General features: G+C 68.6%; 23 protein-coding genes (1 of these 23 running past the window's edge). 9 read left to right on the forward strand and 14 right to left on the reverse strand.

What is annotated here, in order from left to right; all coding sequences use genetic code 11:
• The 4 genes from ACWPN5_RS00040 to ACWPN5_RS00055 all read left to right on the forward strand — a co-directional run.
• Positions 1 to 1,254 carry the 3' portion of a diguanylate cyclase gene (locus tag ACWPN5_RS00040; protein WP_492293546.1) on the forward strand. 315 nt of this gene lie to the left of the window's left edge, so 1,254 of the gene's 1,569 nt are visible here — the last part of the coding sequence; its start codon lies beyond the left edge, outside the window; it ends in the stop codon at positions 1,252 to 1,254.
• 273 nt (positions 1,255 to 1,527) lie between these two features.
• The gene (locus ACWPN5_RS00045) at positions 1,528 to 2,169 is read left to right on the forward strand and encodes a hypothetical protein (RefSeq protein WP_492293548.1); all 642 of its coding nucleotides are present in this window, start codon (positions 1,528 to 1,530) and stop codon (positions 2,167 to 2,169) included.
• A 7-nt stretch (positions 2,170 to 2,176) separates the two neighbouring features.
• Complete coding sequence (locus tag ACWPN5_RS00050; RefSeq protein WP_492293550.1) at positions 2,177 to 2,704, forward strand: hypothetical protein; 528 nt, start codon at positions 2,177 to 2,179, stop codon at positions 2,702 to 2,704.
• 137 nt (positions 2,705 to 2,841) lie between these two features.
• A complete protein-coding gene (locus ACWPN5_RS00055; RefSeq protein WP_014239103.1) occupies positions 2,842 to 2,964 on the forward strand; it encodes a hypothetical protein in 123 nt (40 codons plus the stop codon).
• 100 nt (positions 2,965 to 3,064) lie between these two features.
• Here ACWPN5_RS00055 and pspC read toward each other — a convergent pair whose 3' ends face one another.
• The 4 genes from pspC to ACWPN5_RS00075 all read right to left on the reverse strand — a co-directional run bounded on the left by pspC (position 3,065) and on the right by ACWPN5_RS00075 (position 4,730).
• Positions 3,065 to 3,466, reverse strand: a complete 402-nt coding sequence (gene pspC, locus ACWPN5_RS00060; protein WP_145682549.1) for an envelope stress response membrane protein PspC — start codon at positions 3,464 to 3,466, stop codon at positions 3,065 to 3,067.
• A gap of 45 nt (positions 3,467 to 3,511) precedes the next feature.
• Positions 3,512 to 3,739, reverse strand: coding sequence for an envelope stress response membrane protein PspB (gene pspB / locus ACWPN5_RS00065; protein WP_109067670.1), 228 nt, complete (start codon positions 3,737 to 3,739; stop codon positions 3,512 to 3,514).
• A gap of 126 nt (positions 3,740 to 3,865) precedes the next feature.
• Entirely contained in the window at positions 3,866 to 4,537 is a 672-nt protein-coding gene (pspA, locus tag ACWPN5_RS00070) for a phage shock protein PspA (protein WP_035670837.1), read from the reverse strand.
• Between the two features lie 46 nt (positions 4,538 to 4,583).
• Entirely contained in the window at positions 4,584 to 4,730 is a 147-nt protein-coding gene (locus ACWPN5_RS00075; RefSeq protein ID WP_492293553.1) for a hypothetical protein, read from the reverse strand.
• Between the two features lie 164 nt (positions 4,731 to 4,894).
• On the opposite strand from ACWPN5_RS00075, the gene pspF reads away from it, so the two are divergent.
• Positions 4,895 to 5,896 (forward strand): phage shock protein operon transcriptional activator, encoded by a 1,002-nt coding sequence (gene pspF, locus ACWPN5_RS00080; protein ID WP_492293555.1) that lies wholly within the window; start codon positions 4,895 to 4,897, stop codon positions 5,894 to 5,896.
• A 32-nt stretch (positions 5,897 to 5,928) separates the two neighbouring features.
• On the opposite strand, the gene ACWPN5_RS00085 is transcribed toward pspF, so the two are convergent.
• Positions 5,929 to 6,240: a polyhydroxyalkanoic acid system family protein gene (locus tag ACWPN5_RS00085; protein ID WP_014239097.1), complete on the reverse strand. Its 312-nt coding sequence runs from the start codon at positions 6,238 to 6,240 to the stop codon at positions 5,929 to 5,931.
• Between the two features lie 207 nt (positions 6,241 to 6,447).
• On the opposite strand from ACWPN5_RS00085, the gene ACWPN5_RS00090 reads away from it, so the two are divergent.
• On the forward strand, positions 6,448 to 8,628 hold the full coding sequence (locus tag ACWPN5_RS00090) for a transglycosylase domain-containing protein (protein ID WP_492293557.1): 2,181 nt from the start codon (positions 6,448 to 6,450) through the stop codon (positions 8,626 to 8,628).
• A 102-nt stretch (positions 8,629 to 8,730) separates the two neighbouring features.
• Here ACWPN5_RS00090 and ACWPN5_RS00095 read toward each other — a convergent pair whose 3' ends face one another.
• The 7 genes from ACWPN5_RS00095 to groES form a co-directional block, all read right to left on the reverse strand.
• A complete protein-coding gene (locus ACWPN5_RS00095; RefSeq protein WP_492293559.1) occupies positions 8,731 to 10,005 on the reverse strand; it encodes a BaiN/RdsA family NAD(P)/FAD-dependent oxidoreductase in 1,275 nt (424 codons plus the stop codon).
• A gap of 113 nt (positions 10,006 to 10,118) precedes the next feature.
• The gene (locus ACWPN5_RS00100; RefSeq protein ID WP_014239094.1) at positions 10,119 to 10,382 is read right to left on the reverse strand and encodes a hypothetical protein; all 264 of its coding nucleotides are present in this window, start codon (positions 10,380 to 10,382) and stop codon (positions 10,119 to 10,121) included.
• 109 nt (positions 10,383 to 10,491) lie between these two features.
• Complete coding sequence (locus ACWPN5_RS00105; RefSeq protein WP_492293561.1) at positions 10,492 to 11,652, reverse strand: NapC/NirT family cytochrome c; 1,161 nt, start codon at positions 11,650 to 11,652, stop codon at positions 10,492 to 10,494.
• 83 nt (positions 11,653 to 11,735) lie between these two features.
• Positions 11,736 to 12,740: a cytochrome-c peroxidase gene (locus ACWPN5_RS00110; protein WP_145682587.1), complete on the reverse strand. Its 1,005-nt coding sequence runs from the start codon at positions 12,738 to 12,740 to the stop codon at positions 11,736 to 11,738.
• A gap of 236 nt (positions 12,741 to 12,976) precedes the next feature.
• Positions 12,977 to 14,671 carry a catalase gene (locus tag ACWPN5_RS00115; protein ID WP_492293563.1) on the reverse strand — a complete coding sequence of 565 codons (1,695 nt, stop codon included), beginning with the start codon at positions 14,669 to 14,671 and terminating at the stop codon, positions 12,977 to 12,979.
• Positions 14,672 to 14,896: 225 nt separating this feature from the next.
• Positions 14,897 to 16,540 (reverse strand): chaperonin GroEL, encoded by a 1,644-nt coding sequence (gene groL / locus ACWPN5_RS00120; protein WP_014239089.1) that lies wholly within the window; start codon positions 16,538 to 16,540, stop codon positions 14,897 to 14,899.
• Positions 16,541 to 16,592: 52 nt separating this feature from the next.
• The gene (gene groES, locus ACWPN5_RS00125) at positions 16,593 to 16,883 is read right to left on the reverse strand and encodes a co-chaperone GroES (protein WP_014239088.1); all 291 of its coding nucleotides are present in this window, start codon (positions 16,881 to 16,883) and stop codon (positions 16,593 to 16,595) included.
• 294 nt (positions 16,884 to 17,177) lie between these two features.
• Between groES and ACWPN5_RS00130 the strand changes: the two genes are divergently transcribed.
• Together ACWPN5_RS00130 and ACWPN5_RS00135 are read left to right on the forward strand one after the other, a co-directional pair.
• Positions 17,178 to 17,441 (forward strand): usg protein, encoded by a 264-nt coding sequence (locus ACWPN5_RS00130; RefSeq protein WP_200478527.1) that lies wholly within the window; start codon positions 17,178 to 17,180, stop codon positions 17,439 to 17,441.
• 129 nt (positions 17,442 to 17,570) lie between these two features.
• Complete coding sequence (locus ACWPN5_RS00135) at positions 17,571 to 18,062, forward strand: lysozyme (protein WP_200478528.1); 492 nt, start codon at positions 17,571 to 17,573, stop codon at positions 18,060 to 18,062.
• A gap of 141 nt (positions 18,063 to 18,203) precedes the next feature.
• Here the strand turns inward: ACWPN5_RS00135 and ACWPN5_RS00140 are convergent, their stop codons facing one another.
• Positions 18,204 to 21,698, reverse strand: coding sequence for a pyridine nucleotide-disulfide oxidoreductase (locus tag ACWPN5_RS00140; RefSeq protein ID WP_492293566.1), 3,495 nt, complete (start codon positions 21,696 to 21,698; stop codon positions 18,204 to 18,206).
• A 193-nt stretch (positions 21,699 to 21,891) separates the two neighbouring features.
• Here ACWPN5_RS00140 and ACWPN5_RS00145 point away from each other — a divergent pair, with 193 nt between their 5' ends.
• A complete protein-coding gene (locus tag ACWPN5_RS00145; RefSeq protein ID WP_145682596.1) occupies positions 21,892 to 22,977 on the forward strand; it encodes a COX15/CtaA family protein in 1,086 nt (361 codons plus the stop codon).
• A 168-nt stretch (positions 22,978 to 23,145) separates the two neighbouring features.
• Here ACWPN5_RS00145 and ACWPN5_RS00150 read toward each other — a convergent pair whose 3' ends face one another.
• Positions 23,146 to 24,366, reverse strand: a complete 1,221-nt coding sequence (locus tag ACWPN5_RS00150) for a polyhydroxyalkanoate depolymerase (RefSeq protein ID WP_492293568.1) — start codon at positions 24,364 to 24,366, stop codon at positions 23,146 to 23,148.
• Positions 24,367 to 24,608: the final 242 nt, after the last annotated feature.

Raw genomic sequence — 24,608 nt, forward strand, 5'->3', positions numbered from 1 at the left:
ATCATCCTGCGCACCGGCCAGCCCGGTCAGGCGCCGGAGGAGGACGTGGTCCTCGCCTACGACATCAACGACTACAAGTCCAAGGCGGAGCTGACGGCCAAGAAGCTGTTCACCTCCGTCGTCGCGGCCCTGCGCGCCTACGCCGACATCGTGGCGTTGGAGACCAACCGCCGCGGACTCCAACAGATCATCCAGTCCACCGACCGGCTGTTCGAGCTGCGCTGCATGCAGCAGTTCGCCGCCGGGGTGCTGACCCAGCTGTCCGCCTTCCTGCGGGTGAAGCCCGACGCCGTCCTGTGCGCCCAGCGCGGCGCCGCCGGGCGGCCGCTGCCGGACGGCGCCTTCTACGTGCTGGCCGGCGCCGGCTGCTACGCCGAGGCGGCTGGGCGGACGGCGTCGCCGGCCGAGGCGGTGAGGCCGGGCGCGGCGATCCCGCCGGCCCTTGCCGGCCGCATCACCGACGCCTTCCGCAGCCGCCGCAGCCATTACGGCCCCAACGAGACGACCCTGTTCATCCGCGTGCCGGACGGGCACGAGGTGGCGGCCTGGATCCACACCGACCGCCCGCTGGACGACGTGGACCGCGCGCTGGTCGAGGTGTTCGCCTCCAAGATCGCCATCAGCTTCGCCAACGTCAGCCTGTACGAGCGGCTGCGCGAGGCCAACGAGACGCTGGAGGCCCGCGTCGCCGAGCGCACCCGCGCGCTGGAGGCGGCGAACGCCAAGCTGGAGCGGCTGGCCACCGTCGACCCGCTGACCGCCGTGTGGAACCGCCGGCATTTCCTGGACCTCGCCGCGGCGGAGCTGGGGCGGGCGCATCGCCACGGGCGGCGGCTCAGCGTCCTCCTGCTCGACCTCGACAACTTCAAGGCGGTCAACGACGGCCATGGCCACGCCGCCGGGGACGAGGCGCTGCGCACGGCGGTGATCCGCGCCCGCGAGGCCCTGCGCACCTCCGACCAGATCGCCCGCTTCGGCGGGGAGGAGTTCGTCGCCCTGCTGCCGGAGACCGACCTTGGCGGGGCGCGCATCGTCGCCGAACGGGTGCGCGCCGCCATCGCCGGCAGCCCGGTGATGACCGACGGCTGGTCCATCCCCATCACCGCCAGCCTGGGCGTGGCCGAATGGCGCGCGGCGGAACCCTCCATCGAGCTGACGCTGCGCCGCGCCGACGCCGCGCTCTACGAGGCCAAGCTGGCCGGACGCAACCGCGTGTGCGTGGCCGACGATCCGGAAGCGCCGCCCAGCCCCTGATCCGCCATCGCGATCCCCGGCGTGGCTCGCAACAAAGCAACGCTTTTCCGGCGGTCCGCAAAGTGATCGCACACCGCCCGCATACGGATATTTCCCGGGCTTGAACAAAATTTGCAAATTTCAAGGGTTCTGCACTTTGGCGTTGCAGGGTCCAAGGGCGTGGATTACCGCTCAACCGGACTCGACATCATGAGACGGCGCAAGCGACGAGCGGAATTCGGTCCCGCTGCGGTCTCCTCCGAGGGCTCTGGGTTTCCGTTCAGGGTTTCAGCCATGTGGCACGCGTACGTTCAGGCCCTGTTCCTGGCGCTTGCCTTGGCCGGGCTGGGGTTCGGCATCGGCAAGGCGGCGGTTCTGCTCGGCGAGCGCGCGATCGAGCGGCGGCTCGGCACCGGAAGCCTGCGCAACCTCCTTGCCCGCCGCGCCAAGATGGAAGCCGGGTTCGAGGCGCGCCGGACGCAGCGCATCGCCGACCTGCGCAAGGCCGAGGGGGAGAGCGGCGAGGCCCTGCGGCGGCGCCAGTCGCTGGAACGGCGCCTGCGCGACCTTCAGAACCGCGGCGACGACCTCCTGCGGCTGATCGGCGAGGAGGTCGCCGGAACCCCCTGCTACATCGCACAGGTCGCGAACAAATACGTCGGCGGCGGCACCAACCAGCCGGCGCAGCACGCCTTCATCGACTCCGGCTGGGCGAGGCCCCAGACGGTCGAGGTGTGGGCGCGCACCATGCCGGTGGCCCGGGCGGAGATCGAGCGGCGCTACCCGCCCGCCTTCGGCTATGTGGTGTTGCGGATCCAGGAAGCGCCACAAGCCTCCCCGGTCGCGGCCAACGCCGCGATCATGACCGGCGTTGCGGAAGCCGGCTACGGCGACTCCACGCTGGACGCCGCCCTCCCCTTGGCGAAAGCGAGCTGAGGGCGCCATGGCCCATCCGCCGATCCCCTATCTCTTCTCCGCGCTGGTCGGCGTGGCGACGGTGGCGGTCTCGCTCCTGTCGGCGCGGCGGGAACTCCGGACGGCGGAGGACCGGATCGCCAGCGCCGCGGCCCGCCGGCAGGCCCAGGTGGATCGCCTCAAACGCCTCGCCCGCGCCACGCTGGATCAGGCGCGGGAGCTGCGCGCGGCGCGGCGGCGCAAGGACTCCATCGACCTGGCCTGCGAGGATCTGGAGCGGCGGCTGACGGCGGCGGGCGCGGTGGACCGGCGGGTCTATGTGCTGGACGATCGGCGCACCCCGGCGGACGCCGGATGGGTGGTGACGGTGGCCCACGCCGATTATGGCGCGCGGGTCACCGGCGGCCTGGAGAAGACGGCCCTGGAGCGCTGGAAGAGGGGACGCCGCTTTCTGGTCTGGGGACTGGACGAGACGAAGGCGCGGGAGAAGACCAACGCCCGCTATCCCGTGCACAAAGGCTTCTCCATTCTTTCGGTGAAGCCTTACCTCGACTGAGAACCCGGACGGATAGGCTTCCCCGTTTGGGGGAGCCCCGGTGGCGGTCATCTGCCGGACGGACGGTTGCTGTCACCTCTTTTCGCTACCATGTCCTTCACAGTTGCGTCATTCTGATCGGGTCAAGCGGAGGAGCCATGATGGATCTCGATCTGGTCGTGCTCGTTGGGGCGATGGCTGCGGCCCTCGCCGGTCTCGCTGCCGCCCGCCCGGCCATGAAGCCGGTGCGCGTGCGCAGCCGGAACCGCCGTCGGCGCTGACCGCCCGGCGCCGCGCACGCGGCGCTGCGGTTTACGGTGCCGCACGCGCGGCGCTGCGGTCAGGCGGCGGTTCGGCCCCGGAGGCGCTCCGGGGCTGCCGTCAGCGGTCCAGGTTGCGGATCGCGCGGTTGAGTTCGTACTCTTTGGAAGCGACGTGCGCTTCCAGATTTCCCACGCGCTTTTCAAAATCGCGGAAGCGTTGCGTCAGGCCGGCCAGCGTGCGGTCGGGCTTGATCGATACGCCGCGCCAGAAGGCCTCCTCCTCCGAATTGCGGTAGACCGCCGGCGGCTTGACCGGCAGGACCAGCACCGCGATCACGTAGGCGAGGATCACCGGCGGCATGAAGAAGAACAGGCCGAGCACCAGGGCCAGCCGCACCAGTCCGGGCTTGAAGCCGAAGTAGTCGGCGATGCCGGCGCACACGCCCCCCACCACGCCACGCTGCGGATCGCGGAAGAGCCGGTGCGGGTTGGGCGAGTCGTAGGGCGAAGAACGGTCCATCGTCGGGCTCCCGTCAGGTCGGAATGAGGGTGGAAGGCGGCCGGCTCACAGCTTGTCGCGCCAATTGGGCGACTCCGCGTCGAGCACCCGTTCCAGCGCGTGGATGCGGCCCTCCAGGCGGTTCGAAATGTCCCACAGCTCGGCCAGGAGCTGCTCGTCCTGGGCCGACAGCCCGCGCTGCCCACGCCATTTGGTGATGTAGTGGAAGATGATCCAAAGCGGTGCCACCACGGTCATGAAGAGCACCGCGAGGACGAAGCTGAAACCGCTCATCGGGGGACGGCCTTTCTTGTTGTTTGGGAAACCCCTCTCCCGCGCACCGGCGGGAGAGGGGACTCGAACGCCAACCCCGCCGTCGGAAAGGACGGAGCCTGGGTTGGCGCCGGCACCGGTGCGGGATCAGCTTCCCCGGCGCGCGGCGACGCGGGCCTTCAGCGCGGCCAGCTCGTCCTGGACCTTCTTGTCGGCCTCCAGCTCGGCGATCTCCTCGGTCAGCGTCTTGGTGCGGCCGACGTCGTAGGCCTCCACGCGGCCTTCCAGCTCGTCGAGGTTGCGCTCCACCTGCTCGAAGCGGGAGAAGGCGTCGTTGATCCGCTCGTCATGCAGGGTGGAGCGGACGCGCACGCGGTTGGCCGCCGTCTTGGTGCGGGCGACCAGCGCCTTCTCGCGGTTCTTGGCGTCGGTCAGCTTGGCCTGGAGGCGGCCGATGTCCTCGTTGGACTTGGACAGCGCCTCCTCGACCTGGGCCAGTTGGGCGGTCAGGACGTCCGCCTCCTCGGCGGCGCGCGACTTGGCCAGCAGCGCCTGCTTGGCGAGATCCTCGCGGTCGTGGGTCAGGGCGGTCTCGGCCTTGCGGTCCCAGGAGTCGCGCTCGCGGTGCAGGTCGGCGATGCGGCGCTCGATCTCCTTGCGCTCGGCGATGATCTTCACCGTGGAGGAGCGCACCTCGACCAGCGTGTCCTCCATCTCCTGGATGATCAGACGGATCAGCTTCTCCGGGTCCTCCGCGCGGTCGAGCAGGGAGTTGAGGTTGGACTGCACGATGTCGGTCAGGCGCGAAAAGATGCTCATGGGGATGTGTCCGTTCTTGGTCGCTTTGGGTCGGGCGTCGGTTGCGTCAGCCGAGGATCGTGGCGATCAGCAGGCCGGCGGCGAAGAACGCCCAGTTCTCGGTGGGGCGGCTGGTCAGGTAGGTCCGGATGCGCGCGGCCAGCGGACGGGCCTCGCGGGTGTAGCGGCGGTGGTAGTCGCTGTAGTGGCTCATGCGGGTCTCCTTGTTTGGTTCCCATCTTCGCAATGGCCGTGCCAACGCCGGAAACTCCGGCAAAGCCTTGGATTTCCTGGAGAGGGTGGATGTCGGCCGGGCTTGGAGCATCGCCCTTTCCGCGATAGGATGAGGAAATTCACGAACTCTTCGCCTTTTTGACCATGCAGCCCAATCCGCCCTCCCTGCTCGGGGAATCCCCGGCCTTCCACGCGGTCCTTGCGCATGTCTCCCGCGTGGCACCGCTGGAGCGCCCGCTGCTGGTCATCGGGGAGCGCGGGACTGGCAAGGAGCTGATCGCCGCCCGCCTGCACTATCTGTCCCGTCGCTGGGACCGTCCTTTCGTGAAGGTGAACTGCGCCGCGCTGACCGAGAGCCTTCTCGATTCCGAGCTGTTCGGGCACGAGGCCGGCGCTTTCACCGGGGCGATCCGGCGGCAGATCGGGCGGGTGGAGCAGGCCGACGGCGGCACGCTGTTCCTGGACGAGATCGCCACCGCCAGCGCCGCCGTTCAGGAGAAGCTGCTGCGCGCCGTGGAGTATGGCGAGATCGAGCGGGTCGGCGGACGGACCCAGACCGTCGACGTCCGGGTGATCGGGGCGACCAACGCCGACCTGCCGGCGCTCGCCGAGACCGGGCGCTTCCGCGCCGACCTGCTGGACCGGCTGGCCTTCGACGTGGTGACCCTGCCGCCGCTGCGCGCCCGGCGCGAGGACATCCCGGTGCTCGCCGAGCATTTCGCGCTGGGCATGGTGCGTGAGCTGGAGCGGGCGCTGTTCCCCGGCTTCGCCCCGCGGGCGCTGGAGCAGCTTCTGGACCATGGCTGGCCGGGCAACGTGCGCGAGTTGCGCAACGCGGTGGAGCGGTCCGTCGCCGCGTCCGACCCGGAGGGGATGGTGGAGGACATCCTGCTCGACCCCTTCGCCTCCGCCTGGCGGCCGGCGGCGCCGGCGCTGTCCGCCTCGTCACCGGTCGCGGAGGAGGCGCCTCCCGTTGCCGCCGGAGACTTCCAGGAGCAGGTGCGGCGCTTCGAGTCCGGGTTGCTGGAGACGGCGCTGGAGCGGCACCGCTTCAACCAGCGCCAGACCGCCGAGGCGCTGGGGCTCGGCTACCACCAGCTTCGCGGGCTGCTGAAGAAGCACGGGCTGATCGGCAGACCCGAGTAGCCTTGCCCCTCTCCCGCCCCGGGAGAGGGACTTCACTTCTTCTCCAACAACAACGTGCCTTTGCTCTGCAGCCGGTCCTTCACCTTGTTGGCCAGCAGGCCGAGCGCCCAAGGAAGCTGCACCTCCACGGTGACGCTGTCGTCCTGCACGTCGATGAAGCCGGTGACGGTCTGGGCCATCGCCACCACGCGGAAATCCACGCGGTCGTCGGTCCAATGGTCGTCCATGCTGCTGGCGACCGCGGCGAGGTGGGAGCGGGCCTGCCCCACCCCCTCCGCCACGCGCCGCTTCGCCTCGTCCCGGCCGAGCTTGTGGGGAATGGAAACGGTCAGGGGCTTCGACATGAACAGGCTCTCCGCTGCGTCAACGCTTATTCACACAAACAACAGTCCGCGGCGGCTTTTCTTCCACCCCCGTCATCCATCTGCAACGGTGCTAAGACAAATCTTATCTCTTTCGAGGGCGCTCTTTCGTCGCAACGGGGCGGCGGCGTATAGCTTTCCATCACAGATTACATCGGGCATGGATTTCTTGGGGGCCGCGACCGCGCCGTGAGCAACGATCGACCGGGCGAACTCTTTGCGGGGCCGCGCCCCATCCAGACGCGGGGCGAGGAACCGGCGCTGCGCCCCCGCCTGCCCAAACGCGCGCCCAAGCCGGAAAAGCCCGCCAAGCCCGAGAAACCCAAGGCCGAGAAGCCGCGGAAGGCCACTCCGCCGCCGCGCAAGCCCGCTCCGAAACCGGCCAGAGGCGGCGGCGGGCGGCGGCGGACGATCCTCGGCACGCTGGTCTATGCCGGGATGGTCGCGGGGGTGTGGTGCGGCATCGCGCTGGGCGCGGTGCTGGCCTGGTTCGCGCTGGACCTGCCGGACATCTCCAAGGTGGCGCAGTTCGAACGGCGCGCCTCGGTCACCGTGCTGGCGGCCGACGGGTCGGAGTTCGCGCGCTTCGGCGACCTGCACGGCACGACGCTGGGCGTGCGCGACCTGCCGCCGCACCTGATCAACGCCGTGCTGGCCATCGAGGACCGGCGCTTCTATTCGCATTTCGGCGTCGATCCCATCGGTCTGGCCCGCGCGCTCTACGTCAACTGGCGGTCCGGGCGCTCGGCGCAAGGCGGCTCCACCATCACCCAGCAGCTCGCCAAGAATCTGTTCCTGACGCCCGAGAAGTCGCTGAAGCGCAAGATCCAGGAGGCCATGCTGGCGCTGTGGCTGGAGCACCGCTTCACCAAGGACCAGATCCTCACCGCCTATCTGAACCGCGTCTATCTGGGGGCGGGCACCTTCGGCGTGGACGCGGCGGCGCGCACCTATTTCGGCAAGCCGGCGACCCAGCTCGACCTGCGGGAATCGGCGATCATCGCCGGCCTGCTTAAGGCGCCCTCGCGCTACGCCCCGTCCTCCAACCCGGACGAGGCGGCGGAGCGGTCGCGCGTCGTGATGGGCGCCATGGTCGACGCCGGCTTCATCACCGCGCCGGAGCTGGAGGCGGCGCGCAACGCCCCGCCGTCGGCCAAGCGCAAAGCGGGCGGCGACGGGCGCTATTTCGCCGATTGGGTGACGGAGCTGGTTTCGGCCTTCGTCGGCTCCGGCCACGGCGACGTGGTGGTGCGCACGACGCTGGACCTCAAGCTGCAACGCGCGGCGGAGCAGCGGCTGGAGGAGACCTTGGCCGGCCCCGGTGCCGCCGCCAACGCCCGCCAGGGCGCCCTGGTCGCCATGACCACCGACGGCGCGGTGCGCGCCCTGGTCGGCGGGCGGGACTACGACAACAGCGAGTTCAACCGCGCCACCCAGGCGATGCGCCAGCCCGGTTCGGCCTTCAAGCCCTTCGTCTATCTGGCGGCGCTGGAGGCCGGCTGGTCGCCCGACAGCCCGGTCGAGGACGCCCCCGTCCGCATCGGAACCTGGAGCCCCGGCAACTACGACGGCAAGTTCCGCGGCACCATCACCATGGCCAACGCGCTGGCCCATTCGTCCAACACCGCGACCGTGCGCATCATCGACCGCATCGGGGTGGAGCGGGTGCGCCGGGTGGCGGCGGGGCTGGGCATCAACTCGCCGCTCGGCAAGGACTTGTCTCTGGCGCTCGGCACCAGCGAGGTCAACCTGCTGGAGCTGACCCGCGGCTACGCCGGCATCGCCAACCGCGGCGCCCCGGTCTGGCCCTACGCCATCACCGAAATCCGCGACCGCGACGGCAACGTCCTGTACCGGCGGCAGGCCGGCGGCTCCGTCCCGGTGGTCGATCCGGCGCACGCGGTGCAGCTCACCCGCATGATGACCGGCGTCATCGAATACGGCACCGGCAAGTCGGCGAAGCTCGACCGCCCGGCGGCGGCCAAGTCGGGCACCACCCAAGATTACCGCGACGCCTGGTTCGTCGGCTTCACCGCCGACCTCGTGGCCGGGGTGTGGCTGGGCAACGACAACAACGCCGAGATGAAGCGGGTCACCGGCGGCTCGCTGCCGGCGAAGCTGTGGCAGGGCTTCATGCTGGACGCCCACGCCGGACGCCCGCCCCGCCCCCTGCCGGGGATGGAGGGCGCCCCCGCCTATGTCGCGTCCGGCATCGCCGAGCCCGCCCGCGCCACCCCGGCGGCGGCTCCGGCCCCGGCGCGCGGTTCGTCGGGTGGTGTTGCGGGCGGCATCGGTTCGCTGATCGAAAGCCTGACCGGCAAGGGCAGCGCGCCCCAGGTGCAGTACGACTACGGCAATCCGGTGCGGTGAGGGGGAGCGTATTGCCCCCACCCCGGCCCTCCCCCGCTGTCGCGGGAGAGGGTGCCTTCTGCGAAGCGGCGGCAGTCCCCTCCACCTCGCAGAGGGGGAGGGTTAGGGAGGGGGCAAGCCCGGCAACGACTCAGCCCCCAGATACCCCAGCACGCCCTTCCCCACCCGCGTGCCCATGGCGAAGCAGCCCTGGAGGAGGTAGCCGCCGGTCGGCGCCTCCCAATCCAGCATCTCCCCGGCGACGAAGGTCCCCGGCAGGCGGGTCAGCATCAACGATCCGTCCAGCTCCGCCAGCCGGACGCCGCCGGCGGTGGAGATGGCGCGCTCGATGGGCCGCACCCCGGTCAGCACCATCGACAGGCCCTTGATGTGGCGGGCCAGCGCCGCCGGGTCGGACAGCGCCGACGCCGGGGTGAACTCGCGCAGCAGGGCGGCGCGCGGGCCGGTCAGCGACAGGGACTTCTTCAGGAAGGTGGACAGCGATTCCGCGCCGCGGCGGCGCAGCCGTTTGGCGATCGCCGACTCCGGCAGGTCCGGCATCAGGTCGATGGTCAGGGCGGCCCAGCCCTCGCGCTCGATGGCGTCGCGCAAGGGGGCGCTCAGCGCGTAGACGGCGCCGCCCTCGATGCCGGTCTCGGTGATGACGAACTCGCCCTTCAGCCGGCGGTCGGCGAAGGCGAGGCCGACGCTCTTGACCGGCTGGCCGGCGAAGCGTTCGCGCAGGTGATCGGACCAGGGCACCTCGAAGCCCATGTTGGACGGGCGCAGCGGCGCGATGTCCACCCCGCGCGCGGCGAGAAGCTCCGTCCAGGCGCCGTCGGAGCCGGTGCGCGGCCAGCTCGCCCCGCCCAGCGCCAGCAGGGTGGCGCGCGGGGCGACGGTGGTCTCGGTGCCGTCGCCGCGCTGGAAGTGCAGCGCGCCCTGCTCATCCCAGCCGAGCCAGCGATGACGGGTGTGCAGAGTGACGCCCAGCCCCTCCAGCCGGCGCAGCCACGCGCGGACCAGGGTGGAAGCCTTCATCTGCACCGGGAAGACGCGCCCGCTGGAGCCGACGAATGTCTCGATCCCGAGCCCCGCCGCCCAGTCGCGCAGGTCCGCCGGGGAGAGGTCGGCCAGCAGATCGGCGAACAGCGGCGCCTGCGCGCCGTAGCGGGCGGTGAAAGCGTCCAGCGCTTCGGAATGGGTCAGGTTCAGCCCGCCGCGCCCGGCCAGCAGCAGCTTGCGCGCCGGGGTGGGCATCCGTTCATAGACGGCGACCGAGCGGCCCGCGGCGGCGATGACCTCCGCCGCCATCAGCCCGGCCGGGCCGGCGCCGATGATCGCAACATCGGGAGAGAAGGCGTCGGGAGAAAAGACAGTGTCAGGGGCGTCGGTCATCGGGTCCCCCGAGGGGTGAAGGATGTCGACCGGTCCCGTCCGGCCCGCCGCGTGGCGGCAAGCGGGGACGGGACCGGGGCACTCAAGAAGCGGGTCGGCGGCGCGGGACCGGATCAGTCCGCGTCGTCCTCCTGGGCCACCTCGTCGGCAAGGTCGTTGGCCATGTCGGCGAAGTAACCCGCGTCCACCTCAAGCCCGTTCTCCTCGCAGATCCGCATGAAGATGCGGTAGGCGTGCAGGATCGCGACGTCGAGAACGACGAGGTCGCCCTCCTCGCTGTGCTTGTCGGTGATGCCACGCTCCTGGAGCGTGCCGACGATGTCGTGAGAGGCGGCCTGAAGCACCGCTTCCATGGCTTGTTTGTGCAGAGTCGACATCGCGGGGGTCCTCTTTCTCAAGTGGTCGTCTGCCGTCGGGCGAGGCGCGTTCATTGCCGGCCCGTGGTAGAAAACCCCTCTTAGCAGCTTCGGGTTCTCGCCGCAGCGATCATCGCGCGCCGTCCTTCGCATGGCTCTGCAGATAAGTCAGCAGCAGCCGGCCCTCCTCCTCGTCCAGCCGGGTCAGCCGCTTCATGGCGTTCATCTTGCCGATCCAGGCGTTCGCGTCGAAGGCGGCCGGCGGGTGCAGGGTGTGGCACAGCGAGCAGTTGGCGTCGTAGACCCGCGCGCCGTAGTCCCACAGCGCGCCGAGCGTGCCCACATAGCCGCCCGCCCCGGTCCAGGCGGTCAGGCGGACCTCCGTCCACTCCTGTTCGGTCTCCGGATCGGTGACGGTGCGCAGCGCAGCCGTCTGCCCGGCCGCCGCCGCGTCCAGCTTGACCGTGGTGATGCGCTTGCCCGGCTGGGCGTAGAGCGTCTGGGTGGAGTTGCCGCGCTGCCAGCCGGTGATCTCCACCTTCAGAGCGCCACCTTCCACTGTCAAAACCTTCACCGGAGTCGCCGCGGCAATCTCGCCGTCCCCGGAGACCCCCGGAGCCGGCGGCGCGCCGTACAGGGCGAGACTGGTCAGGGCGTAGGCTGTGTCGCCGGGCTCCAGGGCCAAAGCTTTCGCCTGCTCCGACAGGCTGGCAAAAAACTGGCGATGACCGGCGGTCACGTCGGGAAAGCTGTGGGCGATGCCCTTGTGGCAATCGATGCAGGTCTTGCCGGCCTTCTCCGCCCCTTCCATGGCGCCGGCGGCCTTCGGCGTCTGCTTGTGGAAATCCATGGCGCCGAAGGAATGGCAGTTGCGGCATTCCTGGCTGTCGGTGGCCCGCATGCGGTCCCATTCGCGGCGCGCCAGCGTGTGGCGCTTGGCCTCGAACTTCTCCTTGCTGTCGATGGAGCCGATGAGCCAGTGGTACAGCTCGCCGGACGCCTGCACCTTGCGGATCACCTTGTGCGTCCAGTCGCGCGGGACGTGGCAGTCGGCGCAGGTGGCCCTTACGCCGGAAGCGTTCTGGTAGTGCGGCGAGGTCTTGTACTCGACATACACGGTGTCGCGCATCTCGTGGCAGGAGATGCAGAATTCCATGCTGTTGGTCGCTTCCATCGCGGTGTTGAAGCCGCCCCAGCCGACCACTCCGACGACGACGCCCACCAGACCGGCCAGCGCGAGCGCCCCGAAGCCGCCCGCCAAGCCGCCCGCCGTCTTCCATCCCCACCGCATGTCGATACCCTGCAACCATCCTCAGTAAAAGGAATGAGGCCGGGCCGCCCCAAGGACGCCCGGCCCCATCCAACCCCGAACCGTCAGTCGAAGGGATGCGGCTTCGGCGTCTTGTCCGTGGACGGCGGCAGGATCGGCAGAGCGAAGCTCGGCTGGTCACCGGTCAGCGTCTTCAGGAAGGCGACGATCTTGGCGTTCTCGTCGGTCGAGAACTTCTTGCCCAACTGGATGCGCCCCATGACGTCCACAGCGTCGGACAGCGTCGCGGCCTCGCCGTCGTGGAAGTAGGGGTAGGTCAGCGCGACGTTGCGCAGCGTCGGAACCTTGAAGTTGAAGCGGTCGGCCTCCTCCTTGGTCACCGCGATGCGGCCCTCGGCGGGGTTGTTGGTCTTGTAGGGCTCGACGACGCCCATCTTCTGGAAGGTGTTGCCGCCGACGGCCGAACCGTTGTGGCAGGCGGTGCAGCCCGAGTCCTTGAACAGCTCGTAACCTTCCAGCTCGACGGTGGTCAGGGCCTTCTTGTCGCCCTTCAGCCACTGGTCGAAGCGGGAGTTCGGCGTGACCAGCGTCTCTTCGAAGGCAGCGATGGCCTTGGTCACCTCTTCGATGGTGATCTTGGTCTCACCGAAGACCTCACCGAATTCCTTCTGGTATTCGGGGATGGAGCGCAGCACCTCGACCGCCAGGGCGTGGGTGGAGCCCATCTCGCCGGGGTTGGCGATCGGGCCGCCGGCCTGCTCCTGCAGGGTCAGCGCGCGGCCGTCCCAGAACTGCGCCACGTTCAGGCTGGAGTTCAGCACGGTCGGCGAGTTGATCGGACCCTGCTGCCAGTTGTGGCCGATGGAGGTCTTCAGGTTGTCGGTGCCGCCCATGGACAGGTTGTGGCACGAGTTGCAGGAGATGAAACCGGACTTGGACAGCCGGGGATCGAAGTACAGCTTCTTGCCGAGTTCAACCAATCCGGGATTGGTGACCTTCGCCGGCTCGATCGGTGAAATCGGTTCTCCGGCGGCGAAAGCGGGTGCGCCGAAGGTGGCGACGGAGGCCGCCAGCAGGACCGCAAAGGACACGGCAGCACGCATGGACATCGCACTTCTCCCTTATCGAAGTTCTAATATTTTGGCTAATGCCTTGATGCGGAATGACAGTGACACGCACCGCTCTGGTGATACCAGTGACAGGCGTGTCGCGCGGCAATGCGCCGCATGTCCGTAAACGAATTGTGCCTACTGGAAACAGTCATCGGTGCCGGCATGAAAAAGGGGCGGCGGGAGAACCCGCCGCCCCATCGGAACGTCAACCAATTGATTATTTCAGGTTGTGCCTATTCGGCTGCGGCCTGGCTGGCCATGCCGCCTTGCGCGCCGGACGGCATGCCCTTCACCACCTCGTCCGCCGTGGCGCGGTGGACCTTCACGGAGCCGGTCCACTGGCCCCAGGCCTTCGCGTCGATGGTGTCGCCGTTCTTGCCCAATGCCTTCAGCCGCTTCTGGTCCTCGTCGGTCAGCACCTGCTTGGGCAGGGGGGCCAAGCCGGCGACGTCGGCGGCGGTCATGCCCAGCATGCCGGCGACCCGGCTGCCGTAATCGTCATGGACCAGGAAGAAGTGCCAGAGCATCCGTTCCTGGACGTCGCGTTCGCACTGGCCGAGCAGGGTGCCCATGTTCAGGACCAGATCGTCGCGCTCCCAGTCCATCATGGTGCAGTAGCGGGCGCGCGCCTGGACATAGTCGTTGCGGCGCTCGATCACGCTGCGGGTCAGGCGGCCGTGGATTTCCGGCGGGTTGTTCGGCTCCTCCCGCTGGGCTTCGCTGAGGCCGTTGTGGATGGACGGCTCGAAATTGACGTGCGGGTTCTGCCCCGGCGCCAGATCGCGCTGATAGGACATTTGCCCACCCGACAGGTTGGTGGCGACCGGCGCGTTCTTGGCCTGATTGATCGGCAACTGCTGATAGTTGGGGCCGACCCGGTAGCGCTGCGTGTCGGAGTAGGAGAAGGTCCGTCCGACCAGCATCTTGTCGTCGGAGAAGTCCAGCCCGTCGACCAGAACGCCGGTGCCCATGGCGATCTGTTCGTTCTCGTTGAAGAAGTCCTCGACATTGCGGTTCAGCGTCATCACGCCGACGTGGCGCAGCGGGAAGTCCGACTCCGGCCAGATCTTGGTGTCGTCCAGCGGGTCCCACTCCAGCTCGGGATGGTCATGGTCCTCCATGACCTGGACGAACACGTCCCATTGCGGGTAATCGCCCCGGTCGATGGCCTCGAAGAGGTCCTTGGAGGCGGAGCCGAGATCCTGCCCCTGCACCTTAGCCGCCTCCTCCGCCGTCAGGGAGGCGACGCCGCAGCGCGGGTGGAAGTGGTACTTGACCAGCACCGTGTCGCCGTTGGCGTTCACCATCTTGTAGGTGTTCACGCCGAAGCCTTCCATGTGCCGGTAGTTGGCCGGAATCCCGCGCGGGCTGAACAGATGCGTCAGCATGTGCATGGATTCGGGCGTCTGGCTCATGAAGTCGAAGATGCGGTTCGGCTCCTGGCGGAAGGTCACCGGATCGGGCTTCAGCGAATGGATGACGTCCGGGAACTTGATGGCGTCGCGGATGAAGAAGACCGGCAGATTGTTGCCGACGAGGTCCCAGTTGCCATCCTCGGTGTAGAATTTCACCGCAAAGCCGCGCGGGTCGCGCGCCACCTCCGACGAATCGCGCCCGCCGATGACGGTGGAGAAGCGGATGGCCAGCGGGGTCTTCTTGCCGGCTTGCCCGAACAGCTTGGCACGGGTGTATTTGGACGCCGGCTCGTCGCCGATCTTGCCCGTCGCTTCGAATTCGCCGTAGCAGACGAAACCGCGGGCGTGGACCACGCGCTCCGGGATGCGCTCGCGGTCGAAGTGGGAGATCTTCTCCAGGAACTGGTAGTTCTCCAGCGTCGCCGGGCCGCGGGGCCCCACGGTGCGCTGGGATTGGTTGTTGGTGATCGGGTGGCCCTGACGGTTGGTCAGAGTCTTCGATTGGTCAGCCATCGCTTTCTCCCTGAACAGCAAGCCGTGCCGGCGCACCCCTGGGGCGTCCGGTTGGGAGGTCAACGCCCCCAGTTTGGAACCGTTCCAATCCAAAACGCCGGACGGCGGCACCCTGTCCGTCAGGGAGATGCCCAAACGGAAAAGGGCGGCCCCGAAGGACCGCCCTTTCCGCAAACGTCGTGGCCGCAAACGTCGTGGATGACGTGAGCTTTTCGACGCGGGCTATTAGAAGCCCATGCCGCCCATGTCGTCCATGCCACCCGGCATGCCGGCCGGAGCAGCCTTCTTCTCCGGCTTCTCGGCGATCATCGCCTCGGTGGTGATCAGCAGGCCGGCGATCGAGGCCGCGTCCTGCAGGGCGGTGCGAACCACCTTCACCGGGTCGATGATGCCGGCGGCGACCAGATCGGTGAACTCACCCTTCTGGGCGTCGTAGCCGAAGTTGGCGTCGTTCTGGTCCAGCAGCTTGCCGACCACGATCGAACCGTCGGTGCCCGCGTTGTAGGCGATCTGACGGACCGGGGCCTGCAGGGCGCGGCGGATGATCTCGATGCCGACGCGCTGCTCGTCGTTGATCGGCTTCAGGGCTTCCAGGGCCTTGGTGGCGTACAGCAGAGCGGTACCGCCGCCGGCGACGACACCCTCTTCCACCGCGGCGCGGGTGGCGTGCATGGCGTCGTCAACGCGATCCTTGCGCTCCTTCACCTCGACCTCGGTGGCGCCGCCGACGCGGATGACGGCAACGCCGCCAGCCAGCTTCGCCAGACGCTCCTGCAGCTTCTCGCGGTCGTAGTCCGAGGTGGTCTCCTCGATCTGCGCCTTGATCTGGCCGATGCGGGCCTGGATGTCCTCGGCCGAGCCGGCGCCATCGACGATGGTGGTGTTCTCCTTGGAGATCACGACCTTCTTGGCGGTGCCCAGCATGTCGATGGTGACGTTCTCGAGCTTGATGCCGAGATCCTCGGAGATGACCTGGCCGCCGGTCAGGATGGCCATGTCCTCCAGCATCGCCTTGCGGCGGTCACCGAAGCCCGGGGCCTTGACGGCGGCGACCTTCAGGCCGCCACGCAGCTTGTTCACGACCAGGGTCGCCAGGGCCTCGCCCTCGACGTCCTCGGCGATGATCAGCAGCGGACGCGAGGACTGCACGACGGCCTCGAGGACCGGCAGCAGGGCCTGCAGACCCGACAGCTTCTTCTCGTGGAGCAGGATGAACGGGCTCTCGAGGTCCGCGATCATCTTGTCGGCGTTGGTGATGAAGTACGGCGACAGGTAGCCGCGGTCGAACTGCATGCCCTCGACGACGTCCAGCTCGGTCTCGAGGCTCTTGGCCTCTTCCACCGTGATGACGCCCTCGTTGCCGACCTTCTCCATCGCCTGGGCGATCATCTTGCCGATCTCGGCTTCGCCGTTGGCGGAGATGGTGCCGACCTGGGCGATCTCGTCGTTGGTCGTGACCTTCTTGGCGCGGCCGCGGATGTCGGCCACGACGGTCTCGACGGCGAGGTCGATGCCGCGCTTCAGGTCCATCGGGTTCATGCCGGCGGCCACCGACTTCACGCCCTCGCGGACGATGGCCTGGGCCAGAACGGTCGCCGTGGTGGTGCCGTCGCCGGCCAGGTCGTTCGTCTTCGACGCGACCTCACGCACCATCTGGGCGCCCATGTTCTCGAACTTGTCCGACAGCTCGATTTCCTTGGCGACCGAGACGCCGTCCTTGGTGATGCGCGGAGCGCCGAAGGACTTCTCGATCACGACGTTGCGGCCCTTCGGACCCAGCGTCACCTTCACGGCGTCGGCGAGGATGTCCACACCGCGCAGCATCTTCTCGCGCGCGGAGGCGGAGAACTTAACTTCCTTGGCAGCCATTGCTCACTTCCTTGAAATTCGGGGGGTTGGATCGCTCAGCGCGGGCGGAGGCTCAGGCCTCGACGACGCCCATGATGTCGGATTCCTTCATGATGAGGAAATCCTCGCCCTCGATCTTCACCTCGGTGCCCGACCACTTGCCGAACAGGATGCGGTCGCCGGCCTTCACGTCGAGCGCAACGACCTTGCCGCTCTCGTCACGGGCGCCCGGACCAACCGCGACCACTTGGCCCTCCTGGGGCTTTTCCTTCGCGGTGTCGGGAATGATGATCCCGCCCTTGGTCTTGGTGTCGGACTCCAGACGCTTGACGACGACGCGGTCGTGCAGCGGACGGAACTTCATGGGGATGCCTCCAGGATCAAGGCTTATTGAAAGGATTGGCGCCGGGCTCGGGGCTGTTAGCACTCTCCCCCGGCGAGTGCCAGACAGCTAATCGAGCTGCGGTTTCGATTCAAGAGGCTCGTTGCGGCAATCGGTGCGATTCCTGGCAGCAGTCGCCCACACTTGCTGCTAATGCATTGAAATAGCAGAAAAAATTTTGTTGATTGCCGCAGCCGCGAACGGCACACTTTCACAAAAGAATCACCAGGACGCAGCGGAAGGACGCCATCGGTTCCACCATCACGGAGGCAGAGCATGGCCAGTCTGGGTCTTCAGCTTCGCGATTACCGCCTGACCACGGCGGAGATTCTGTACCACATGCCCGACCACCCGCACCTGCTGCAGAGCTATCTCTGGCAAGAGTTGGACATCGCCCCGGGCTACCCGGTGCTGCGCCGGTTCCTGGATTTCTGGCAGGCCAACCTGGACGGCAGGCTGCATTCGGTGAAGCTGGCGACCAACCGCCTGATCACGCCGGGTGAGGCCCGCGCGGTGGCCGCGGAATTCCGGTGGACCTGACGCCCCCGTAAACGCGGGAAAATGTGAAAAAATAAACCATTATTAAGAGCATAACTCTTTCGATACGCTCTCCTCAGCACGCACTGTCCGTGCCGATGCACGTCCACGACAAGCTGGGGAATGACGAACATGACGACGCCGGTCTGCGAAGAAGCGGTCAACCTCGTGAAGCATTTCGAGGGTCTCTACCTCAACGCCTACCTGTGCCCGGCGGGGGTGCCGACCATCGGCTACGGCCACACCGCCGGGGTCGAGCTTGGGCAGAGCATCTCCTCCGCCCAGGCCGACAGTTTCCTGCAGGCGGACCTGACCTCCGCCGCCGCCCAGGTGGACAAGCTGGTCACCGTCGCGCTGAACCCGGACCAGCGCGGCGCGCTGGCCTCCTTCGTGTTCAACCTGGGGGCCGGCAGCCTGCAGTGCTCGACCCTGCTGCGCCTGCTGAACCAGGGCGACTACGAGGGTGCGGCCGGCCAGTTCGGCCGCTGGGTCTACGCCACGGTCAACGGGGTCAAGACGCAGCTTCCGGGTCTGGTGAAGCGCCGCGCCGCCGAGGCCGACTTGTTCGAAAGCGCCACCACGCCGCTGCCCCAGGCGTCGGTCAGCACCGCCACCGGCGCGTGAGCGCTCTTAATAACCCTCTCCCCTCCGGGGAGAGGGTGGCCCGGAGGGCCAGTGAGGGGGTTGTGCGTGGCGTTAGGTTCGGCAAAAGCGCAACCCCCTCACCCTAACCCTCTCCCCAGAGGGGAGAGGGGATTGCGTCCCTCACCTCTTCCTTTGGCCGGTCAGCCGCAGGCCGCGGTCGATCCATTGGGCGGTCAGCTTTTCCTGGACGGCGTTCTGGCGCAGCCGCTGGTTCAGGTTGGCGAAATCCACGCGGTCCAGGCTCTGGTCCTGGTTGAAGCAGGAGAAGACCACCGTCTCCTCCCCCGTCACCGGGTCGGTGTGCCGTTGCAGGCACTGGGCGCAGATCTCTTTCATCATGCATTGCATGGGGGAGTTGATGGAGCCGATGGCGGCGTGGCCGGGCTTCAGGCACGGCTTCAGCACGCCGTGCCGGGCCGCCCCGACCGCCGCCATCATGCGGTCGGAGCCGATGGCGACGATGCGGTCCACCGTCTCCAGCGGGATGTCCGCCGGCCCCAGCTCGCCCGCCGCGTAGGCGCGCATGGCCTCCACGATGTTGCCCACGAAAGTCCGGTCGCCGGGGCGCGTCGGCGTGAAGCCCGGTGCCTCGTCGCAGCACCAGACGACGCGGTCGGCGGCGGCCTCGATCTGGTCGGTCTTGTAGCGATCCTCCAGCCGCTTGTAGCCGGCGAAGTAGAGGACGCGGTTGCCGCGCGCCCGGCAGGCCTGCCCGATGGAGAACAGCACGGCGTTGCCCAGCCCGCCGCCGACCAGGGCCACCGTCTCGCCCTCCGGGATCTCGGTCGGGGCGCCGGTCGGCCCCATCACCACCACCGGGTCGCCGGGCTTCAGCAGGGCGCAGAGGTCGGAGGAGCCGCCCATCTCCAGAACGATCAGGGAGAGCAGCCCCGCCGCCTTGTCCACCCAGGCGCCGGTCAGGGCCAGCCCTTCCATGGCCAGCGTGGTCCGGCCAATCCGTTGCGCCAGCGTTTCGAAATTCTGCAGCCGGTAGAATTGTCCGGGTTCGAAACGGCGCGCCGCGGCCGGGGCCTTCACCACCACCTCCACGATGGTCGGGGTCAGGCGGGTGACGCTGTGCACCAAGGGCCGCAACTCGGCGTTCAGGCGCCGCACCAACGCCTCCGGCGTCACGGAGGTGGGCGCCCGGCGGGCCAGGGCGCGGCTGACCACTGGATAGCCGCGCTTCGCCCCGCCCATCGCCTTCACCACATTGCCGGCGAAGGACGGGTGCAGGTCGCCGAAGAAGCTGAGGAACCGCCCGTCCGGCGCCCGCGCCATCAGCACATGGGCCTGGCTCGGCTTGGCCTGCCGCTCCGGGGTCACCGGCCGCCCGTCCTCGTCGATGGCACGGAAGCAGCGCCCATCCAGCTCCACCCACTCCGGTTCCTCGCGGGCCAGGACGGTGTTCGGCTGGGTGCCGGCGGCGACCAGAATGGTGCGGGCGGGGAGCCGCGCGTCCACCGCGGCGGGCGCCACCACCCCGTCCGGCCCGACCGGGCTGATGGCGAGGTGGATCGCCCGCGCGGCGCCCGATTCGTCGATCTCCACCCCGCGCGGGGCGGCGCGTTCCAGGAAGCGGATGCCCTCGGCCAGCCCGTGCGCCACCTCCTCGTGGTTCAGCGTGTAGCTGGGGCTGTCGATCAGCCGGCGGCGGTAGGCGATGGTCGAGCCGCCCCAGGATTGCAGCAGCGCCGTAACGCGTGGCTCACGCCCCTGCTCCCCCGCCTCGAGACGCTCCGCCCGGATGGCGCGGGCGTGGGCCAGGAACTCGTCGGCCAGTTCGGCCTCGTCGGGCGTCCAGCGGGCGCGCACCGCCGTCTCCCCCCGGTCGGCCTCCAGAACCTCGTAGCGGGACAGGAACTTCTCGACCTGGACGGGGTAATAGGCCAGCGCCTCCGTCGCCGTGTCGATGGCGGTCAGCCCGCCGCCGATCACCACGATGGGCAGCCGGACCTGGAGGTTGGCGATGCTGTCCGGCTTGGCCGCCCCGGTCAGTTGCAGCCCCATCAGGAAGTCCGACGCCTGCCGCACCCCGCGGGCCAGCCCGTTCGCCATCGGCACCACGGTCGGCTTGCCCGCCCCCATGCACAGGGCGATGTGGTCGAAGCCCAGCTCCAGCGCCCCGTCGATGGTCAGCGTGCCGCCGAAGCGCACCCCGCCGATGATCGTCATGCGCGCCCGGCGTTCCAGCAGCAGCCGGATCACCTTCAGGAAATTCTTGTTCCAGCGCACGGTGATGCCGTATTCGGCCACCCCGCCGAAGCCGGCCATCACCCGCTCGTCCAGCCGGTCGTAGAGGTCGCGCACGTCGCGGATCGGCCGGAAGGGCACCCGCGTGCCGCTGGGCAGGACGCCGGAGAGGTCGGCGGGCAGCGGCTCGATCTTCAGCCCGTCGATGCCGACCACCGTGTGGCCGTCGTTCATCAGATGATGCGCCAGCGTGAAGCCCGCCGGCCCCAGCCCGGCCACCAGAACCTTATAGCCGCTGTCCGGCCGCATCAGCGGGCGGCGCAGGTCCAGCGGGTTCCAGCGGGTCAGCAGGCTGTAGATCTCGAAGCCCCAGGGCAGTTCCAGCACGTCCTTCAGCGTGCGGGTCTCCGCCTGCGGGATGTCCACCGGCTCCTGTTTCTGGTAGATGCAGGCCTTCATGCAGTCGTTGCAGATGCGGTGGCCGGTGGCCGCGCACATCGGGTTGTCGACCACCACCACGGCCAGCGCCCCGATCGGCACACCCTCGGCCTTCAGCGCGTGCATCTCGGAAATCTTCTCTTCCAAGGGGCAGCCGGCCAGCGCGACGCCGAAGGCGCTCTTCTGGAACTCCCCGGTCTTGCGGTCGCGCAGCCCCTTGGAGCAGCTGTCCTTGCCCTGGTTGTGGCACCAGATGCAGTAGTTGGCCTCGTCCAGCGCGCCGGCCAGATCGGTGCCGGGGTCGGTCAGGTGGAAGCCCTGCCGCTCGCGGCAGGCCTCGTCGGGCAGGCGCATCATGGTGACGCCGTGCCGCTCCACCGTCTCCACCGGGACGAGACGCTGCGGGTCGGTGCGGTGCGGCACCTGGAACAGCACGCCGCCGCCGTGCCGGGCGCGCCCGGCCTCGCTGAAGACCGCCCAGGCGGCGTATTGGGCGGCGCTGTCGAGCTGGTCGGCGTGGGCCGCCTCGTCCTCCATCCAGGCCAGCACCTGCCGGGCGAAGGCGGCCTCGGTCAGCGGGCCGCCCAGCCAGTCCTCCAGCCGCGCGGCCAGTTCCGCCCCGTCGAGCGCGGCGACCGCCTCCGGCTTCACCGCCTTGGCGGCGCGGCGCTGAACGAACAGGCGCTTGGCGGTGTAGAGCGGCGCCAGCTCCGTGTGGCGGGCGCGCAGCTCGTCGAGCGCAGCGCGGATGCCGAACAGCTCGCCGATGAAATCCTCGGCGTGGGGGGCGAGCGCGATCAGCAGGTCGCTTTCCGCCTTGGCCTCCAGCCGGTCGGGCTGGGCGCGGGCGGACAGCAGCCGGTTGGCGAGCGCCGCGTCCGTCTCGGACAGCCGGGCGAGGAAGGCGCGGTCGAGCCGGGCCAGCCCGTCCTGCCCGTAAAGCTCGTGGAACGACAGGCCGAAGCCGAGGGTGAGGTCCGCCATCGCCGCCCCGCATCCGAAGCCGTTGGTAAGACTGATATTTGTAACACCCGCGGCCCACCGGCTTCACCCGAAACCCGTGCCCCTCGCCGCGGGGTAACCCGTGTCCGTTTGACGCAGCCGCTGCCGCACCCCACATGAGCCGGAAGCCCCTACCCCGCCGGAACTTTTCCGCATCATCCGGAGCCGCCCGTCCGTGACCGACATCACCGCCCCCGCCCTCGCCGGGAAAGACGTCCGCGACCCCGCCTCCACCCGTCCCATCGCCTATTGGCTTCTCGTCTGCTGTGGGATGGTCTTCGCCATGGCGGTGATCGGCGCCATCACGCGCCTGACCGAATCCGGCCTGTCGATGGTGGAGTGGAAGCCGCTGATCGGCATCCTGCCGCCCTTGTCGGAAGCGGAATGGAACCGCGTCTTCGGCCTCTACCAGACAACGCCGGAGTTCCGCATCTACAACTCGGCGATGGATCTGGCGGCCTTCAAACAGATCTTCTGGTGGGAGTGGTTCCACCGCTTCTGGGGCCAGCTGATCGGCTTCGTCTTCCTGATCCCCTTCCTGCGCTTCTGGGTCAACGGGCGCATCCCCGCCGCCCTGTGGCCGAAACTGGCCGGGCTGTTCCTGCTCGGCGGGCTTCAGGGGGTGATCGGCTGGTACATGGTCAAGAGCGGGCTGGTCGACCGGCCCGACGTCAGCCATTACCGGCTGGCGCTGCATCTCGGCACGGCGATCCTGATCTACGGGCTGCTGCTGCGCACCGCGCTGGGGATTCTCGACCCGCTGCCGCTGGCCGGCTGGGCGACCGAGTCGGGCCGGCTGCGCAAACACGCGCGCTGGGCCCTGGGGCTGACCGGCGTCACCATCGTCTGGGGCGCCTTCGTCGCCGGGACGGACGCCGGGCTGGCCTATAACACCTTCCCGCTGATGGCCGGCCACGTCATCCCGCCGGAGGTCGCCAACCTGACGCCCTGGTGGATCAACCTTTTCGAGAACACAGCGGCCATCCAGTTGACGCACCGGGCGCTGGCGCTGCTGACCGGGCTGGTGGTCTTGGGGCTCGCCCTGCGGGTGTGGGTGGCCCGCCTGCCGGGCCGCGCCGGGCGGGTGGCGCTGCTGACCGCGGCGATGGTGCTGGTGCAGATCGGGCTGGGCATCGCCACGCTGCTGAGCTTTGTGTGGATCCCGCTGGGCGCCGCCCATCAGGCGGGTGCGATCCTGCTGGTGTCCGGGCTGGTCTGGCTGCTCCACGAGCTGCGCCCGGTGCGCGTTCCGAAGCGCTAACGCTGGCTGATTCCCTCTCCCGCCCCGGGAGAGGGTGGCCCGAAGGGCCGGGTGAGGGTCATGCGAGGATCAAGAGGCTGATCCTTGCCGGCACCCTCACCCTTCCCACGCCTTTGGCGCGGGCCCCTTCCCTCTCCCGGGACGGGAGAGGGGTTTTTTCCACTCATCTCAGTCGTGCTTGCGGATGAACTCCCGCACCGCCGGCATGATGCTCTCGCGCCAGCGGCGGCCGTTGAAGATGCCGTAGTGGCCGACGCCCTTCTGGAAATGGCGGGCGCGCATGTCGTCCGGAAGCGAGGCGCAGAGCCGGTGCGCCGACTCGGTCTGGCCGGGGGCTGAGATGTCGTCCAGCTCGCCCTCCACCGTCATCATGGCGGTCCGGCGGATCGCCGCCGGTTCCACCTTGCGCCCGCGCGACTCCATGGTGCCGTTGGCGAGCGAATGCTTCTGGAACACCGTCTCGATGGTCTGCAGGTAGAACTCCGCCGACAGGTCCATGACCGACAGGTATTCGTCGTAGAAGCGGCGGTGCTGCTCCGCGGAGTCGCCATCGCCGCGGACGAGGTGGCGGAACAGGCCGACATGCTCCCCGATGTGGCGGTCCAGATTCATCGACATGAAGCCGGAGAGCTGGATGAAGCCCGGATAGACCTGACGGAAGCCGCCCGGATAATAGGCCGGGACGGTGGTGATGACGTTGCGCTCGAACCAGGACAGCGGGCGGGTCGCCGCCAGCTTCACCGGCGCGGTCGGGTTGGCCATCGGGTCGATGGGGCCGCCCATCAGCGTCATGGAGCGCGGCTGCACCGCCTCGTCCCCAGCCGCCATCAGCGACACCGCGGCGAGGACCGGAACCGCCGGCTGGCACACCGCGATGACGTGGGTCTGCGGCCCCAGGACGCGGATCAACTCCGCCACCGTGTCGATGTAGTCGTCCAGGTCGAACCGCCCGCGCGCCAGCGGCACCAGCCGGGCGTCGATCCAGTCAGTGACGAAGACGTCATGGTCGGCCAGCAGCGCCGCCACCGTGCCGCGCAGCAGCGTCGCGTGGTGGCCCGACATCGGGGCGACCAGCAGGACGCGCGGCTGCGCCGGGGTGCCCTCCGGCTTGGCGAAGTGCAGCAGGTTGCAGAAGGGCTGGCGGTGGGCGATGCGCTCGGTGACCGCCACCGTCTCGCCGTTCACCACCGTGGTTTTCAGGCCGAACTCCGGCTTGGGGAAGCGGCGGGTGGTGCGCTCCAGCAGTTCCGCGCCGGCGGCCATGGCGCGGCCGACGCGGGTGTAGGACACCGGGCTGAACGGGTTCTGGAAGGTGTGCTGGGTCGCTTCGGCCAGGAGGCGCATCGGGCGCAGAGCGGCGTGCTGCAGATCGTAGAGATGGTAGAGCAACAGGTCCTCGCTTCGGCGGTTGGTCCCACGCCCGGTCGGCTGGGTGTCGTCATTGATCGGCCGTCATTGGTCGTATGACCAACCGATAGATTGGCCAGTCCTTATCCGGAAGGTCAATAGCCGACACCCGTTCTCGGGCAAAAAACTTACATAAGAAACAGTCAGCCACACGAAACAGACCATGCAACGCTGCACTGCAAAGGAGGCAAGGCAGGAGGATCAAGCCCAAAGAAAAAGGCGCG

This window comes from Azospirillum sp. UENF 211521, assembly GCF_058780535.1.